Below are 15,787 nucleotides of genomic sequence, written 5' to 3'. Positions count from 1 at the left end.
TTTACATCTGCACCACTTCCGCCTCCAAGCTCCAACAGCCTCTGCTACCCGCACCATTTCCAGTCTTTCCCTAGAGCGCCTCGCTTGTGGCCACAGAAAGGCAATACTAAGAGGAAGCTGCATTCCTTGGCCGCAAGGGCAGTGCGAGAGGGGAAGACGGGGCCCCGCGGCCGTGAGCGCTTACCGCCAAAGATGGAATAGTAAAGTTCATGAACCCACGGGCAAGCGGTTACTCCAAGGCATCAACCAACAACAGCATCAGTCAACAACAGAAACAACCAACAACGTACACAGAAAAGGCTCAAATTGCAGCTCCGCAGCTTCCGCCGGAGGCAATAAAAGAGAGAACAAGGTCATCCTCACCGCGGTTAGCCTTTTCCCTCTCTAAGCCTTACCTTTGCTGCTCAAGTGTTTATTTGTATCCAAACCAACAAAGCATATGTCTAACGGATTTTTCAATGTTCCTATCCCGGTGAACGAGCCTGTGAAGAGCTACGCACCAGGCAGTAAAGAAAGAGAAGAGCTTCAAAAAGCATATAATGAGTTGCGCGAGCAGCAACTGGATATTCCCATGTACATTGGCGGGCAGGAAGTGCGCACTGAGAACAAAGTGCCGTTCACGCCTCCGCATGACCATAAGCGCGTAGTAGCGCATTACAGCTACGGTACCGGCGAGCACGTGCAGCAGGCCATTGACGCCGCACTGGCTGCCCGTGAACAGTGGGCCGCCATGCCCTGGGAAAGCCGCGCCGCCATCTTCCTGAAAGCCGCCGACCTGCTGGCCGGACCATTCCGGGCCCGCATGAACGCCGCTACCATGATTGGGCAGTCCAAGAACGCGTTCCAGGCCGAGATTGACGCCGCCTGCGAGATGATCGACTTCTTCCGGTTCAACGTGAAGTACATGACCGACATCTACAAAATGCAGCCCGAGTCTATGCCCGGCATGTGGAACCGCCTGGAGCACCGTCCGCTGGAAGGGTTTGTGTTTGCCTTAACGCCGTTCAACTTCACTTCCATTGCCGCCAACCTACCCGCCGCCCCGGCCATGATGGGCAACGTGGTGGTATGGAAACCGGCCAACACGCAGATCTACTCTGCCAACGTGATCATGGAGCTGTTCAAGGCGGCGGGTCTGCCAGACGGCGTGATCAACCTGGTGTATGTAGACGGTCCTGAGGCCGGCGATGTGATTTTCCGTCACCGTCAGTTTGCGGGCATCCACTTTACCGGCAGCACCGGCGTGTTCAACCACATCTGGAAAACCATTGGCGAGAACATCAACACGTACCGCGGCTATCCGCGCATTGTGGGTGAGACCGGCGGAAAAGACTTTATTGTGGCCCACAAGTCTTCCAACGCGAAAGAAGTGGCCGTGGCCATTACCCGCGGGGCGTTTGAGTACCAGGGGCAGAAATGCTCGGCGGCCTCGCGCGCATATATTCCCAGCAACCTCTGGGACGATGTGAAGCAGTACGTGGTGGAAGACCTGAAATCCTTCAAAATGGGTGACCCCGAAGATTTCAGCAACTTCATCAATGCCGTGATTGATGAGAAATCCTTTGACAAGCTGGCCAGGTACATTGACGCCGCCAAAAACGATGACTCCGTGGAGATCATCGCCGGAGGCAATTATGACAAGAGCGTGGGCTACTTCATTGAGCCTACCATCATTGTGGCGCAAGACCCGCAGTACGTGACCATGTGCGAAGAGCTCTTCGGGCCGGTGCTCACGCTGCACGTCTATGATGCCGAGAAGTTTGAGGAGACCCTGGAGATGGTGGACAAGACCTCGCCGTACGGCCTCACCGGCGCTATCTTCGCCACAGACCGTTACGCCGTAGAACTGGCCACCAGAAAGCTGAGCCACGCGGCCGGTAACTTCTACATCAATGACAAGCCTACCGGTGCCGTGGTGGGGCAGCAGCCGTTTGGCGGTTCCCGCGCCTCGGGTACCAATGACAAAGCCGGTTCCATGCTCAACCTGCTGCGCTGGACCAGCGCCCGCACCATCAAAGAAACGTTTGTGCCGCCGGTAGATTACCGCTACCCGTTCCTGCAGAGCGACAAATAGTTTTGCCTTGTTTTTAGAAAAAGAGCCCCTAAACCCCACCGTTTAGGGGCTCTTTTTCTGTAAATAGGCCTAACCTAGAGAAGGTTGGTGTTTTAGATGCGAAGCAAAGCCTTTACCTTACCCTAAATAAAAATGACTGCCATGAAAACACCCGTTCCGGTGACGCTGCAAGGGGAGCACGTCATCCTGCGCCCTTTACAGGAAAGTGACATTCCAGCACTGGCTGCCGTGGGGCTGGAGGAGGAGCTCTGGCGTTTGGGCACCACAGTGCTGCGTACCCCGCAAGACATGGCCACCTATGTGCGCGCGGCGCTGAAGCAGCAGGAAGCCGGTGCTGGTTTGCCCTTCGTGCAGGTGCACCCGCAGACCGGGGCGCTCATGGGCAGTACCCGTTTCGGGAATATAGATGTGCCCAATGCCGGGCTGGAGATTGGCTGGACCTGGATTGTTCCCGCCTACCAGCGCACGGCCGTGAACACTGAGGCCAAGTACCTCCTGCTGCGGCACGCCTTTGAGGAGCTGGGCTGCATCAGGGTCACGCTGAAAACCGATGTCCTGAACAAACGCTCTCACCGGGCCATGCTCCGGATTGGGGCCAGAGAGGAAGGCGTGCTGCGCAACCACATCATCACCTCAGAGGGCCGCGTACGCGATTCCGTGATCCTGAGCATCATTGACCGGGAGTGGCCGCAGGTGAAGGAGCGTCTGGAAAACCTGCTGCAGCCAAGGCTCCCTGCATAATCCTGCGGGGGCGGTTCTGCGTATGCCCTAGAAACGTACGCTTCTATGAACCAGAACACATCACCGGTTTCCTCCCTGGATGAACGCCTCAAGTGGGTAGATTCTTTCTCTAAACTGCTGGATAACCAGTTCCTGCTGCCCGGCACCAAGTTCCGGTTCGGGCTGGACCCTATCCTGGGCTTGCTGCCCGTGGTGGGGGACATGACTTCCTTCGCTATGTCGGGGGTGTTGGTTATGACCATGGCCAAACACGGGGCCAGCCGCGCGCTGGTGATTAGGATGCTGTTCAATATTTTCCTGGATGCCGTCATTGGCAGCATTCCGGTGGTAGGCTGGCTGTTTGATTTCGGGTACAAAGCAAACCAGCGCAACGTGGAGCTGCTGCGAAAACATTACCAGGAGGGCAAGTACCAGGGCAAAGGCACCGGTTTTGTGCTGGCGGTGTTGGTGGGTTTTCTGGTGCTCTTCGGGCTGCTCCTGTACGGCCTCTGGAAACTGGCGAACTTCCTGTGGTACTGGGCTTCCTCGGCTTGGTAAAGCTGGTTTGGCGCTAATTTTCAAAAAAGAGGCCCTAAACGTAAATGATAGATGGCTCCGCCGGATGGGGCGCTGCTTGAAATAAAAAACTACTGCTGAACCGCCTCTCCTGTTTAGGGGCTCTTTTTCCAAAAAGAGCCCCTAAACAGGAGAGGCGGTTTTTTGCAGGGTTATTAGCAGGGTGGATAGGTTTGTGTTTAAAAATTTAAAAAGAATAAACACATTTTAATTTTATTTAATAACTACATCTTCTATATTTATCCAGCAATAGGCGGCGTGGGTGCTGCCTTGCCATTCATCCTTTAAAGCCTCTGTCCTTTTTCTATGAAGAAAGTCTCCAAACTGCTTTTCATGTTATGCGTGTCTGGGTATGTGCAGGCCCAGTCTTTAGAACCTAAGTTAAACCAGGCCATCCTGCAAAGCAAGCAAGGGGCGGTGGTGGAGTTGCCGGGCTTCCTGAAGCAGAATTTCCGGTCTATTGAGTACCAGAAAATTGTGCAGCCGGGTCCGCAGTTCCTCATTTCAGATGACCCCGAATACATCAGAGTGCCCGAGGCCATCGCGTTTCAGGAGCCGGTGCAGCCCGGGGCGGTGCGCCTGTACGTCTACAACGTGAACGGCGTGAAAGAGCCGCAGAAGATAGACCGCAAAATCACCACGGTCATCAAAAATACTGGTACCGCAGACATGCACCTGCGCATGCTCAAGTACTCGTCGCAGAAGCCCACCACCAACTACTTCCTGGCCGGCAAGCAGGGCCTCGCCGATTTCTTCGCGGCCCAGCCCGAAAAGAAAATCAGGACCATTAAGCCGGGGCAGGTGGTGGCCATTGACGAGCAGCTGGAGAAAAACGTGGTGAAGTACGATGAGCTGGTGCACGGTTTCTATGAGTTCGTGATTGACCAGCCCGGTCAGGTGAGCGTGATCCAGACCGATCTGAAAACCTCAGGACCGGCCGCGCTGGCCAGAATCAAGGAAATATTGCCGCCCAAAGGCCATAGCGGCGCAGGCCGGGGCGTGTTTGGGGTAAGCAATTACCGCGTCATCACAGAAGGCGTGCTGGATACCAAAAACGGCCCCGCCGAAATCATCATGGCCGATGGCAAGAAAGACCCCTGGGTGAAAGGCCACGAGAGCACCCGCGACCAGGTGGCTACCCTGGCAGGAAACTACGGCGTGATGTACGAGGTGGAAATGAAGTGGAAAAGCTCAGACGGCAAAGGCCTGGCCCTGGTCACCTGGAACTCCCGCGCCGACGACAACCAGTGGTGCGGCGGTATGGCGGCTACCATGGTCATGAGCAAAGGCAAGTTTGACGCCGGTATCATACAACTGCCCAGCGACCGCCTCAACACCAAGAAAGACCCGGAGGCCATTGTGATTCAGGTGTTCCCGCCGGCGGCCAACGGGGAAGAGCAGACCATAAAATTCACGTACTCGCCCCCGGGCGCGTCTTGTCTGCCCACTCCGCTTATTTTTGTACCAGTAGACATGAAATAAGACCGCCGTTTTAGTATGAACAGAAGTATCAAATTTGGCTTCCTGCTGGCGCTGCTCTGCATGGTTTACACCGCGGGGGGCGCTACGGCACCGGGCCAAGAGAAAACCGCGGCTACGCAATGGCACGCCGCGCAGCAGTTTGGCGTGCGGGGCCTGGGTTGGGAAGAACTGGCGCAAACCTTCACCCGCCTTCCGGCAAAAGCCCAGGGAGTTGTCTCTGAGGAAGTCTGGCGGCTGGGGCAGAACTCGGCGGGGCTGCATGTGCGCTTTGTCTCCAATTCCAAGAGCATCAAAGTAAAGTGGAGCGTGCGCGGGAACGTGAGCCTCAACCACATGGCCGCCACGGCCGTGAAAGGCGTGGATCTGTACGCACGCAGCCCTCAGGGGTGGCAGTGGGTAGGCGTGGGCAAACCCTCGGGCAAGAAAAATGAAGCCGAGGTGGTGACCAACATGGCGCCCGGCGAGCGGGAATTTCTGCTCTATCTGCCCTTGTATGACGGCGTAGATTCAGTGGCTATTGGGGTAGAGAACGGCGCCAGCATATCGGCTGCCGCCCCATATGAGAAGAAACCCATCGTGTTCTACGGCACCTCCATTACCCAGGGAGCGTGTGCCACCCGGGCCGGGATGGCGTACCCGTCCATCATCGGGCGCTGCCTGAACCGCGAAACCATTAACCTGGGCTTCTCGGGGAACGGGAAAATGGATCCCGCCATGGCCAATCTGCTGGCTGAACTGGACCCCGCGCTCTACGTCCTGGACTGCCTGCCCAACATGAAACCGGAGGAAGTGCAACCCAGAACCCTGGAGGTGGTGCGGCTGCTCAAAGCCAAAAGGCCAGACACGCCCATTCTGCTGGTGGAGAGCATCACCTACGCCCACGTCTGGATAGACCAGCGCGTAGCCGATGTGGTGCAGAAAAAGAACCAGGCCTTGCGCAAAGCCTATGAGCAACTTGCCGCTGAAGGCGTGAAAAAGCTGTATTACCGCAATACCAAAGATTTGGTGAACCCCAACGGAGAAGGCACGGTAGACGGTATCCACCTCACAGATTTAGGCTTCACGCACTTAGCCAACGCGCTGGTGAAAGAAATCAAAACCATAGACAAGAAAAACAAACTCAAATAATTCTTAGCTTTCCGGTTTGCGTTTAGGGGCTGTTTTTCCAAGAACGGCCCCTAAACGCCTTTACCGTTTCAACTAACTTTATACCATCCTATGATCAGACAATTCTCTTTTGCTGCCGCGCTTCTGTTGTTTTTAAGCGTTTTCTCTTTGCCGGCGCTGGCCCAGAAACCAGATAATCCGGCGGCCTGGGAAAAAGAAATACAGGCCTTTGAAAAGAGTGACAGCGCCAACATGCCCGCCCCAGGCGGAATTGTGTTTACTGGAAGTTCCTCCATCAGGGGCTGGCGCAACTTGCCGCAGGAGTTCCCAGATTATCCCATCATCATGCGCGGCTTCGGGGGCTCCCGCATAGGCGACGCCACCTACTACTTTGACCGTATTGTGAAGAAGTATCAGCCCAAGCAGGTGTTCTTCTACTCCGGCGACAATGACGTAGCCAGCGGCAAAACCGCCGAGATGACCTTTGAGCAGTTCAAGGGCTTTGCGAAGAAAATGAAGAAGGAACTGCCTAGGGCGGAGCTGGTGTACCTGTCTATTAAGCCCAGCATCTCCCGCTGGAATCTGTACCCTACCATGCAGGAGGCCAACAAGAAGATCAAGCGCTACGCTTTCTGGCACCGCAACGTGAAGTTTGTAGACGTGGGAACCGCCATGCTGGGCACCGACGGAAAACCCAAGCCTGAACTCTACATTGGCGACGGCCTGCACATGACCCCGGCCGGTTACGCCATCTGGAATGAAATCATCAAGCCACACCTGAAGAAATAAGCATACGATGAGGATTGGGCAGAGAAGGTCTGGGAGGATGTATGCGCTGCTCCTGCTGCTGGCACTATGGGGTGGCCTGGGCTGCCGGTCTGTTCCCCCACCGCCGCAAAACACAGCTGATCTTGCCGCTGCCGCTCCTGACCTGATCCCGTACCCCCGGCAGTTGCAGCTGGGGCAGGGAGCGTTTCAGCTGAAGGCATCCACGCGTATTCAGGTACAGGTTACCTCTGAGGAAGTGACCCAAACAGCGCAATTCCTGGCGCAGGCCTTGCAAGAATCCTTGGGGCTAGCGCTGAAGGTAGAAAACAAATCAGGGAAAGCGGCTAATGCTATCGTCCTCAGGCTAAACTCAGAATTGCAGACGGGGCCGGAAGGTTACACGCTTTCCGTGACTCCTACTTCAATCATCTGCGAAGCCAAAACGGGGAAAGGCTTGTTTTGGGCGGTGCAAAGCCTGCGGCAAATGTTGGCGGTTAGATTAAATGAGCCCAATGCAGATAACATTTTTGCCGTTCCGGCGATGACTGTCACAGACGAGCCGGCTTTTGCCTGGCGCGGCTTGTTGCTGGACGTGAGCCGGCATTTCATGTCCAAAGATTTCCTCAAACGCTACATAGACCTGCTCTCGTTCTACAAACTGAACACCCTGCACCTGCACCTAACCGATGACCAGGGTTGGCGGCTGGAGATTCCGGGTTACCCCCGTTTAACGCAGGTGGGCGCCTGGCGCCAGGAGCCTGAGGGGACCCGGCACGGCGGCTACTACACCGCCGCCGACATACGGGAGCTGGTGGCGTACGCGCAGGAGCGGCACATTGCCATTGTACCTGAAATAGACGCTCCGGGGCACGTGCAGGCTGCCTTGGCGGCGTATCCGGAGTTTTCCTGCACCGGCGGCCCCTTTGAAGTATCCAATCATGCTGGGGTGCATCCAGATATTCTCTGCGCCGGAAATGAGAAGACCTATGACTTTCTGGAGGCGGTGTTCGCGCAGGTAGCAGGCTTATTTCCGGCAGAATACGTGCACATAGGCGGAGACGAAGCCCCTAAGGCCCGTTGGGAAAAATGCCCTAAATGCCAGGCACGAATGAAGCAGGAAGGCATTGCCCATGAGGAAGAGTTGCAAGGATATTTCACCCGCAGAATGCTGGCTACGCTGCGGAAGCACGGCAAAAAGCCCGTAGCCTGGGATGAAGTCATGAAGGGCGGCATTGGGTCTGAAACGACGGTGCAGGCCTGGCACGGGGTAGGAGCCGTGAAAGAAGCGCTGGGTAAAGGGGCTGCTGTCATTGTTTCGCCGCGCAGCAGCTTTTACTTTGACCTTAACAGCGGCATTACTAATCTCCGGAAAGTGCTGGAAACGCCCATCATTCCCCCAGATGCCCCGGCCGCACAGCAGTCTTTAGTCCTGGGGTCGGAAGCCGCGCTTTGGACGGAGACCGTGCCCCAGGAAAAAGTAGACGCTATGATTTTTCCCCGTCTGTTGGCGTTTTCCCAGAATGTGTGGCAGTCTAAACCAACGGTTCCCTTTGAGGACTTTGCCCGCCGGTTGCCGGCCCATTACGCTTACCTAGACAAAATTGGGGTGCGGTATGGCTTTGAGACTTGGCCGGTAATCCTTCAGCCGCGGTATGATCAGGCGGCCGGAACATTCCAGGTGCAATTACAGCCGGGGCTGGCTAATGTGGCGCTGCATTATACGCTAGATGGTACGGTTCCCACGCTTTCGGCGCCGGTGTACACCGGGCCGCCCGTTCAGTTCTCTACTTCGGCCACGCTCAAAGTAGTGCCTTTCAAAAACGGGGAACCTTGGAATGAGCCCGTGGAGGCTACATTTGTGAAACATCTGGCTTTGTATAAAACACCGGTTTTCACCCACAGCTACCACCCGGCTTATCCCGGGGGAGGCCCCAACGCTCTCACTGACGGCATTCTGGGAGATCAGGATTACCGAAAAGGGTTCTGGCAGGGCTTTGAGCGGAAAGACCTGGAGGCAGTCATTGATCTGGGACAGGAGCAGGTGGTGCAAGAAGTGAGCATCCGGTTTTTGCAGGACGTGAACTCATGGATTTTTCTGCCGACGATGGTAGAGTTTCAGGTGGCGGGAAATGACAAGAAGTTCTCAGTGGCCAAACCCCAGGAGCACACGGTGCCCGTTACATTGGAGAAACCTCTGGTAAAGGAATTCTCCCATCAGGCAGCTTCTAAAAAAACGCGCTACATTAAAATCAGAGCGAAGAACATAGGCGTTTGTCCGCCAGGGCATCCGGGAGCGGGCGGTGGCGCTTACCTCAAGGCCGATGAGATCATGGTCAAGTAAAGCCGTTCTAAGAACTTAACTTCCAGAGGAAGAACTTAGACTTGCCTATTCCTGGTGTAACAGCTAGAAAAGGTACAGGATCTGAAGAGCAGACATTTTCTGCACTCACAAAGACACGTTTACCAAAAGCCGTTTAGGGGCTGTTTTTTGAAAAACGGCCCCTAAACGGCTTTTGTAATGATGGGACGGAAATGTGGTTGGGACTATTCCAGCGCGAGCAGCCGGTGGCGCACCAGCAGGCAGGCGCCAATCACCCCGGCTTGTTCGCCCAGTTTGGAGACTTTCAGCTGCGTGTCATTATTCACCAGGCTAAGCGAGTACTTCTTGATAGCACTCTTGATGGGCAGCAGAATGTAGTCTTCGGTAGAGGAAAGGCTGCCGCCTAAAATCACCAGTTCGGGGTTGAAGAGGTTGATGAGCACCGCTATGCCCTTGCCAATCTTCTCGCCAATTTTGGCAATGAGTTCTATGGCCAGCACATCGTCATTGTGGGCAGCGGCAATAATATCATCTAGCCGAAGGTCTTCGGGCTGCACGTTGTCGCGGAGGGCCAGGGAGGAGGCGCCGTCTCTGAGGCGTTCCTTGAACATTTCCACCAGCGCCCAGCCAGAGGCTTCGGTTTCCAGACAGCCTTTCTTGCCGCAGTTGCAGATGATCTCGTTCTGGAAAAGGGGAATATGGCCAAATTCACCGGAGTACCCAGACTTGCCGTAGTACAGCTGGCCGTTCATCATCATGCCCATCCCTATCCCGTAGTCCAGGTTGAGGAACAGGACGTCTTTCTCATTGTTGACCACACCGGAGCAGAATTCGCCGTAGGCCATGGCGCGGGAGTCGTTCTCCAGAAAGACCTTGATGCCCACAGCATTTTCAATGATCTTGCTCAGCGGGTCTTCATGAAAGTGGAAGAAGCTGTAGCTGTAGCCTTGGGTATAATTGATACGGCCAGATAAGTTGATGCCCATGCCCAAAATTTTCTCTCTGGAGATAGGCAGCTCTTCTATAAACCCATTGATGATCTGGCAAAGCTCGTCCAGAGACTCTCGGGTGTTGACCAGTTTGTACGGGTACTGCTTAAAGTCACTGGCCAGGCTTTTCTGGAAGTTGGTAAGGCCAATATTAATATGGTGCGTTTTTACCTCAATGCCCAGAAAAAACGCTGAGTCCGGAGCCAGGCCATATACGTTGGGCTTTCTTCCGCCGGTAGAATCTACTTTGCCGTGGTCTTGTACCAGTCCGTCCTGGATGAGCTCGTTCAGCAAGCTGGTAACCTTGGGTACGCTCAGGTTCAGTTCTTTGCCCAGTTCTGCAATGGTGGCGTTCCCTGTATTGGCGAAATAAGAAATAACTTTCTTTTTAAGGTTCACATTCTTGAATGCTACCCCGGTTGGACTGTCACTGTTAATTTCCTCAAAGAAAGTTCTCGTCATCTTTTGAATGTTGTATAGTGGATATGAATTCTGCCGCAGCTGCTTTAATAGGTTCAAATGCTCCGGCCAAGTACTATATGTAATATTGAATACTTAGCAATTTAATAAAGCAGAAGTTTATTACGAAGAAGCTCACTTAATAAAAATATTTAATAAGATTTTTTAATTTATTAATTTAAATAATTACCTTGGTAGTAAATATTCTTGCTCATGCTAACTAAACCCAAAGCTTACTCTTTTCTAGCGTTTATCTGCTTTATATTCTGTGCTTGTCTGGTGCAGGCGCAAGTAGTAAAGACCGATTTATTGATCATTGGCGGAGGCGCCAGCGGTACTACCGCTGGGGTGCAGGCTGCCAGAATGGGTACAAAGGTATTGATTGTGGAGGAAACTCCTTGGCTAGGCGGTATGCTTACGGCCGCCGGGGTGGCCGCCATTGACGGAAACCATCAGATGCCGTCTGGTTTGTGGGGAGAGTTCCGGCAGAAGCTGTACAATCACTATGGCGGACCTGCCGCGGTAGAGACGGGCTGGGTAAGCAACACCTTGTTTGAGCCAAGCATTGGCAACAAGCTGCTCAAAGAGCTGGCCAATGAGAAGAACCTGACAGTTTGGTATAACACCACCTGGCAAGAGGTGAAAAAGAACGGCACTGGTTGGCAGGTAACCGTGAAAAACGGAAAGAAAAAACGCACCATTGAGGCCAAACTGGTGATAGACGCCACTGAACTAGGCGATGTGATGGCCAAAACCGGTGCCAAATATGACATTGGTATGGACAGCAAACATGACACCGGTGAGGAGTTTGCCCCAGAGCAGGCCAATGACATCATTCAGGATATGACTTACGTGGTGGTGCTGAAAGACTACGGCAAAGGCGCAAACAAAACCATCAAGAAACCCGCGGGCTACAACCCAAAGGAATTTGACTGTGCCTGTGATGTGTCTGACCCAGCCGCCGATGGAGGACCTAACGAGAACTGCCTCCAGATGATGGGCTACAGCAAGCTCCCCAACAACAAGTACATGATCAACTGGCCTAAGTGCGGCAATGATATTTACCTGAACATTATAGAGAAAACTCCGGCAGAACGCACCGAGGCCCTGAAAGAAGCCAAACTGCATACGCTCCGCTTCCTGTACTACCTGCAAACCGAACTAGGCTTCAAGAACCTGGGAATTGCCGATGATGAATTCCCTACCTCCGATAAAATGCCGATGATTCCGTACCACCGTGAATCAAGAAGGGTAAAGGCATTGGCTCGTTTCGCGTTGCAGCACGTGTCCCAGCCGTTTGACCAGAAAGAAGCCTATTACCGCACCGGGGTAGCCGTGGGCGATTACACCATTGACCACCACCACCTCAAGAACCCCAACGCCCCGGCCATTGACTTTGTGAAAATCAAGGTGCCTTCTTACAACGTGCCGCTGGGGTCCCTGATCCCGCAGGGCGTAGACGGTCTGATTGTAGCCGAAAAAAGTATTGGCGTGACCAATATCGTGAACGGAGCCACCCGTCTGCAGCCGGTAGTATTAGGAATTGGGCAGGCGGCTGGAGCTTTGGCAGCAGTGGCTCTTAAAAACAACGTGCAGCCCCGTGAGGTGAACATCAGAGAAGTGCAGCAGGCTCTGCTGGACTCCAAAGCCTACCTCATGCCTTACATTGACGTGAAGCCGCAAGACCCGCATTTTGCCGCCCTGCAACGCATAGGTGCTACCGGAATTCTGAAAGGAACGGGTCTGCCTTACAAATGGGCGAACCAAACCTGGTTCTATCCAGAGCGCCCTGTGAGCGAATACGAACTGGTATCTGGTCTCAAACCTTACTATGAATCCCTGAAAGCCTTCCAAGCCTCGGGCAGTAATCTTACGCTCAAGTTCCTGGGTGAAATTCTGGCCACGGTGAATACCTCTATTACCTATGAGAAAGTGGCCGCCGAATATGGAGCCCTGAAACTTAATAGAGCTGCCGCGCCAGAGCTGGAGCTAAACCGCCGCGAAGCTGCACTGTTGGTAGATCGTCTCTTAAACCCGTTTGCCCTCAAGATCAATTTTGACGGTCATCTGGCAGGGCAAGGAATATAATCTTTACCTAATAACACCGCTTACTGCACAAATTTCTCACGCCTAATTAAAAAGATAATGGTAAACACTCCAGGAGGAGCAACTTGCAAAAAACTACTGGTTGCCCTCATGCTTCCCATTTTTATGTTACTCTGCGTGTCCTCTGGCGTACTGGCGCAGAGTAGAACCGTCTCCGGAGTAGTGACAGATGCGGCAAAAGAGCCGCTACCAGGAGTATCCGTGATTGTGAAAGGAACCACCAACGGGTCATCTACAGATGTGGAGGGCCGCTTCAGTCTGCAAGTGACAGAAGCCAATCCGGTGCTGGTGGTGAATTATATTGGCTATGAGTCACAGGAAGTGACGGTACAGGGGAACAGCCCGGTGACCATTGTGCTGCAAACTTCTGCCAAGGCCCTGGAAGAAGTGGTGGTGGTAGGGTATGGCACCCAAAAGAAGGTGAACCTGACTGGTTCGGTATCAGTGGTAGATGGAGGGGAGTTGACTAAGCGTCCCGTGGCCTCTACCGGTTTGGCCTTACAGGGTATTGCCCCCGGGGTGAACGTACAGCAGCAATCAGGTTTGCCGGGCGGTGATTCGCCCACCATCCGAATCAGAGGACTAGGTTCTATTGCCGCCGGCAGCAATCCGTTGGTGCTGGTAGACAACGTGGAGATGAGCTTAGATGCCATTGACCCCAACAACATTGAAAGCATTTCTATTCTGAAAGACGCTGCCGCCGCGGCGGTTTACGGTTCAAAAGCAGCGAATGGCGTGGTGCTCATCACTACCAAGCGGGGCAGCGCCAAGGGCATTAACGTGCAGTACAACATGTACGCCGGTTGGCAGAAAGCCACCAACATGCCAGACAAGGTGAATGCCCTGGACCACATGAAGTATTTTGACATTGCGCAGGTGAACGACGGCAACCGGCCTTCTTTCACAGATGCCATCGCCCGGTATGAGGCTACCGGACCAGACAATTTCTCTCTCTTCAATACAGACTGGGTAGATGAAGTGCTGTCTAACAACGGCGCTATGCAGAGCCATAACCTCATCCTCACCGGGGGAACAGACAAAATCAAAACCTTCGCCTCTGGTTCTTATCTTAACCAGAACGGACTTACCCAAAATACTAATTACCAACGGATAGATTTCCGGTTCAATACTGACATGGAACTGGCCAAAGGGTTGACGGCTTCCATGGACTTGGTCATGAACCGTGGTGACAGAACCTGGCCGGGAGATTCGTCTCCAGGGTTCCTCATCCGGCAGGCCATTGGTTTGCCCGCTTACGTGCCCGGCAGATTCAACACCGGTGAGTACGGTGCCGGTTGGGAAAACCGTAACCCCATTGCGCAGGCAGAGGCCTCAGGGTTTAATGACAAGATCACCAATTCCAGGATCATCAGCGGTACTTTGCGTTACACTCCTATTGAGGGCTTAGAATTATTTGCCACTTACAGCATTAACAGAGCCAATGAGCGGAGTACTAACCTTATCAAGCAATATCAGGTGTATGAGCCGGACTTGGTGAACAATGTACTGAAACTAAAAACCCTCTATCCGCCTAATACCTCTATCTCAGACATGTCTACAGATATTGGGCAAGACCTTTTCCGTACCCAGGCTACGTACAACAAGTCTTTCGGGAAACACAATCTTACCCTGCTGGGCGGTTTTAGCACAGAAGACAATATCTATAGTTTCATCAACGGTTCCCGCGCCAATCTGCTGACCCCGGATCTTCCGTTCCTCAGCAGCGGCGACCCTGCCACGCAGATAGCTTTGTCTGGTGCCAGACGCCAGACCATGGTGTCTCTCTACAGCCGCGTAGCCTATAACTATGACGAAAAATACCTGCTGGAACTGAACGGCCGCTGGGATGCCTCTTCCAGATTCCAGGATGGAAACCGTTGGGGCATGTTCCCGTCTATCTCTGCCGGTTGGCGTATTTCCCAGGAAGATTTCTGGGAAGGGATTTCTGGCGTAGTGAACGAGGCTAAAATCAGGGCTTCTTACGGTGCCTTGGGCAACCAGAACCTGGGCAGCAGCACCTTCGGGTTTTACCCAACTTATCCTTCGTATGCTGCCGGTAACGCCTACAATTACTTCTTCAATAACTCCGTTAGCCCAGGCTATGTGCTGTTAGATACCCCAAACCGGGGCATTCTGTGGGAGACCTCCAAAATCTTTGACATTGGGGCTGACTTCGGGTTGCTGAACAACCAACTCTCCATCACCGCCGATTATTTTAGCCGCGATATTGAGGACATGCTTCAGCGCATTCCTATTCCTAACTACGTAGGCGCCGCCGCCCCTTATGTGAATGCAGGTACTATGCGCAACACGGGCTGGGAACTGGGCGTGACCTGGAAAGATGACATCAACGATTTCCACTACCAGATACAGGCCAACCTCTCAGATGTGAAAAACGAGGTGACCAACCTGAATGGCCAGGAGTACGTGACCGGAAACCTGATTGGCCGTGAGGGCTATGCCTACAATTCTTACTATGGCTACATCGCCGAAGGCCTGTTCCAGAGCCAGGATGAAGTAAACGCCTCACCGCGTATTGCTGGCAACAAGCCCGGTGACGTGAAATACCGCGATGTGAGCGGCCCTAACGGAATCCCGGATGGCTTGATTGACACCTATGACCGCGTAGTGTTGGGCAACTCCATGCCACGCTATGAGTACAGTGCCAACTTTGCCGCTCAGTACAAAGGTTTTGACGCCACTATTTTCTTCCAGGGCATAGGCAAGCGTGACAACTACATGTCTGGTACTGGTGTGCAGCCGTTCTACTCCGGTGGTTTCCAGGGTACCATGTATGAGTTCCAGAAAGACTTCTGGACCCCAGAGAACCCAGGGGCTGCTTACCCACAGCTGAGCATCAAGAACGTGTCTGACAATCCTAACTATCGGCCTTCTTCTTACTGGATCAAGTCTGGCGCTTACCTGCGGTTGAAAAACGTGGTATTAGGTTACACCCTGCCCAAAGAATTGACCCAGAAAGTGAAAATCAGCTCCTGGAGATTCTACGCCAGCGCCCAGAACCTCTTCACCTGGGATAACTTCTACCCAGGCTTTGACCCGGAAATCAATGACAACACCGGTGATTTCTACCCTATCATGAAAACATTCACCTTCGGGATGAACATCAAATTCTAAGGACTAAGAAGATGAAGAAAAAGGTTTTATATATAGCGAGTTTGTGCTTGT

10 protein-coding genes are annotated in these 15,787 nt (G+C 53.5%); 9 read left to right on the top strand and 1 reads right to left on the bottom strand.

What is annotated here, in order from left to right:
* Positions 1–439: 439 nt before the first annotated feature.
* The 7 genes from pruA to EFA69_RS10435 all read left to right on the top strand — a co-directional run bounded on the left by pruA (position 440) and on the right by EFA69_RS10435 (position 9,068).
* Entirely contained in the window at positions 440–2,074 is a 1,635-nt protein-coding gene (pruA, locus tag EFA69_RS10465) for an L-glutamate gamma-semialdehyde dehydrogenase (RefSeq protein WP_123133024.1), read from the top strand.
* 141 nt (positions 2,075–2,215) lie between these two features.
* Positions 2,216–2,815 carry a GNAT family N-acetyltransferase gene (locus tag EFA69_RS10460; protein ID WP_123133456.1) on the top strand — a complete coding sequence of 200 codons (600 nt, stop codon included), beginning with the start codon at positions 2,216–2,218 and terminating at the stop codon, positions 2,813–2,815.
* 45 nt (positions 2,816–2,860) lie between these two features.
* Positions 2,861–3,352, top strand: a complete 492-nt coding sequence (locus tag EFA69_RS10455) for a DUF4112 domain-containing protein (RefSeq protein WP_123133023.1) — start codon at positions 2,861–2,863, stop codon at positions 3,350–3,352.
* Positions 3,353–3,676: 324 nt separating this feature from the next.
* Positions 3,677–4,852 (top strand): copper amine oxidase, encoded by a 1,176-nt coding sequence (locus EFA69_RS10450; RefSeq protein ID WP_123133022.1) that lies wholly within the window; start codon positions 3,677–3,679, stop codon positions 4,850–4,852.
* A gap of 15 nt (positions 4,853–4,867) precedes the next feature.
* Positions 4,868–5,980: an SGNH/GDSL hydrolase family protein gene (locus EFA69_RS10445; RefSeq protein ID WP_123133021.1), complete on the top strand. Its 1,113-nt coding sequence runs from the start codon at positions 4,868–4,870 to the stop codon at positions 5,978–5,980.
* Positions 5,981–6,070: 90 nt separating this feature from the next.
* Positions 6,071–6,748 carry an SGNH/GDSL hydrolase family protein gene (locus EFA69_RS10440; RefSeq protein WP_123133020.1) on the top strand — a complete coding sequence of 226 codons (678 nt, stop codon included), beginning with the start codon at positions 6,071–6,073 and terminating at the stop codon, positions 6,746–6,748.
* A 37-nt stretch (positions 6,749–6,785) separates the two neighbouring features.
* Positions 6,786–9,068 (top strand): beta-N-acetylhexosaminidase, encoded by a 2,283-nt coding sequence (locus EFA69_RS10435; protein WP_183906745.1) that lies wholly within the window; start codon positions 6,786–6,788, stop codon positions 9,066–9,068.
* Positions 9,069–9,271: 203 nt separating this feature from the next.
* Here the strand turns inward: EFA69_RS10435 and EFA69_RS10430 are convergent, their stop codons facing one another.
* A complete protein-coding gene (locus EFA69_RS10430) occupies positions 9,272–10,498 on the bottom strand; it encodes an ROK family transcriptional regulator (protein ID WP_123133018.1) in 1,227 nt (408 codons plus the stop codon).
* Positions 10,499–10,708: 210 nt separating this feature from the next.
* Between EFA69_RS10430 and EFA69_RS10425 the strand changes: the two genes are divergently transcribed.
* Both EFA69_RS10425 and EFA69_RS10420 read left to right on the top strand, forming a co-directional pair.
* Entirely contained in the window at positions 10,709–12,583 is a 1,875-nt protein-coding gene (locus EFA69_RS10425; RefSeq protein ID WP_123133017.1) for an FAD-dependent oxidoreductase, read from the top strand.
* A gap of 108 nt (positions 12,584–12,691) precedes the next feature.
* The gene (locus EFA69_RS10420; protein WP_183906744.1) at positions 12,692–15,736 is read left to right on the top strand and encodes a SusC/RagA family TonB-linked outer membrane protein; all 3,045 of its coding nucleotides are present in this window, start codon (positions 12,692–12,694) and stop codon (positions 15,734–15,736) included.
* Positions 15,737–15,787: the final 51 nt, after the last annotated feature.

This window comes from Rufibacter immobilis (genome assembly GCF_003721565.1).
Taxonomy (GTDB): Bacteria; Bacteroidota; Bacteroidia; order Cytophagales; family Hymenobacteraceae; genus Nibribacter; species Nibribacter immobilis.
This window is presented reverse-complemented; position numbering and strand designations above follow the sequence as displayed.

What these genes read in the sequence shown, in the direction of transcription:
- EFA69_RS10455 (WP_123133023.1), top strand. Translation starts at nt 2,861, where the DNA reads ATGAACCAGAACACATCACCGGTTTCCTCCCTGGATGAACGCCTCAAG.
- EFA69_RS10425 (WP_123133017.1), top strand. Translation starts at nt 10,709, where the DNA reads ATGCTAACTAAACCCAAAGCTTACTCTTTTCTAGCGTTTATCTGCTTT.
- EFA69_RS10430 (WP_123133018.1), bottom strand. Translation starts at nt 10,498, where the DNA reads ATGACGAGAACTTTCTTTGAGGAAATTAACAGTGACAGTCCAACCGGG.
- EFA69_RS10460 (WP_123133456.1), top strand. Translation starts at nt 2,216, where the DNA reads ATGAAAACACCCGTTCCGGTGACGCTGCAAGGGGAGCACGTCATCCTG.
- EFA69_RS10435 (WP_183906745.1), top strand. Translation starts at nt 6,786, where the DNA reads ATGTATGCGCTGCTCCTGCTGCTGGCACTATGGGGTGGCCTGGGCTGC.
- pruA (WP_123133024.1), top strand. Translation starts at nt 440, where the DNA reads ATGTCTAACGGATTTTTCAATGTTCCTATCCCGGTGAACGAGCCTGTG.
- EFA69_RS10450 (WP_123133022.1), top strand. Translation starts at nt 3,677, where the DNA reads ATGAAGAAAGTCTCCAAACTGCTTTTCATGTTATGCGTGTCTGGGTAT.
- EFA69_RS10420 (WP_183906744.1), top strand. Translation starts at nt 12,692, where the DNA reads ATGCTTCCCATTTTTATGTTACTCTGCGTGTCCTCTGGCGTACTGGCG.
- EFA69_RS10445 (WP_123133021.1), top strand. Translation starts at nt 4,868, where the DNA reads ATGAACAGAAGTATCAAATTTGGCTTCCTGCTGGCGCTGCTCTGCATG.
- EFA69_RS10440 (WP_123133020.1), top strand. Translation starts at nt 6,071, where the DNA reads ATGATCAGACAATTCTCTTTTGCTGCCGCGCTTCTGTTGTTTTTAAGC.